Annotated in this window: 2 protein-coding genes; both read right to left on the bottom strand. The window is 37.3% G+C overall.

The window, feature by feature from the left end:
* Nucleotides 1-568: 4-hydroxyphenylacetate 3-hydroxylase N-terminal domain-containing protein (locus tag ACFVSH_RS26835; protein WP_387708870.1), on the bottom strand; the 568-nt coding region annotated here is incomplete at its 3' end.
* A gap of 16 nt (nucleotides 569-584) precedes the next feature.
* Nucleotides 585-722: a flavin reductase family protein gene (locus tag ACFVSH_RS26830; protein WP_387708868.1), complete on the bottom strand. Its 138-nt coding sequence runs from the start codon at nucleotides 720-722 to the stop codon at nucleotides 585-587.
* Nucleotides 723-1,217 lie beyond the last annotated feature (495 nt).

Here is a 1,217-nt window from a genome sequence, read left to right as displayed (position 1 = left end):
CAGCCTTTGCACCGCGTACAAGTATTCCTTCTTCTTTTTCCTCAACGGTCCCTAAGTGGGTATATGTTTCTTTTTGTTCATGAGATTGCTTGCTTCGATCATTTTGAGGATTAATGATTGCATGCGTCAAGAATAAATCGTTGTCACGAATATAGGCATAATAGTCCATGATGTTCTTTGACCAGCCTTTGTTGTATTTATCAAGAAACCAGGAGTTATGTGCCATGGAAGTGACCACGACATTTAAAAAGTCCGGCGTTCTCCCCATTAGTCCATATGTCATCCTTGTATACACTTCAAATAATTTACTTCTTTTTTGCAAATCCTCCGATGTCTTCGGGAATAAGAAAGCATTATTGACACGTTCCCCAGTTTCTTTGCAAATGTGAGTGATTTCATCTTGATATTCCGGGTCATGTTGAATGTCATACAACCGCGCAATTTCTTGTATCGGCTGCTTAAAAATTGGCTCATTATAAATATCCTCAACCACTCTTCCAGAAAGCCAGACTTCTGGCTTTCTGGATTTAATTCTATTAATATATTCTTCACCGGTTTTAATGCCCATAAGAAACCCCCTTATTTTACAAGTTGTTTAGCAGACCCCATTTTCCCTCGATGAAAGTAAGCGCTTCTAAATCTTCGAAATGTAACTCCTGGATCTCACCGATGAACAATACATGATCACCAGCCTCAAACTCTTCCCTTGTTCTCCCAGTCAATTTAAAGTGTTCCCTGCTTATTGCCCGCAAATTGCCCTGCAATGGATTCTTGTTCATCCGACAATTTATAAATGGTAAAAGATTTATCTTTCATGCTAGTGCAGGCTTTTGCTTCATTATGAATTGATACTAAAGCGAGCGGGGGAACCAAGGAACCTAGGTAAATGAATTCATAGTGATACCCTTTTGAACTTTCCCATCAAACCAGCTTCCTATCGTGACTCCGGTTGGGAATTTGCCGAAGCAATTTCTCAACTCGCGCTCATCCATCTTATCACCTCCTACTCTTTCATTAGAATTCATTATAGTAAACTTAATAATTTTAAAAATCATATAATTTCATATTATGAAATTTAAGGAATTTTTTTAATACTCGTTTCAATTGTGAATTATCGTAAAAAGACTTTCATTACCGCATTAACAAAAATCAGTGTTAAACTATCCATGATCATTCGTATTTCCAGCTTTGGTCATTTCGACTCGAATATATGAAAG

Origin of the sequence: Peribacillus sp. NPDC058002, assembly GCF_042886655.1 — a bacterium.
GTDB lineage: Bacteria > Bacillota > Bacilli > Bacillales > DSM-1321 > Peribacillus > Peribacillus aracenensis.
The sequence above is the reverse complement of the archived record's forward strand: the minus strand, read 5'-3'. Positions and strand labels throughout refer to the sequence as shown.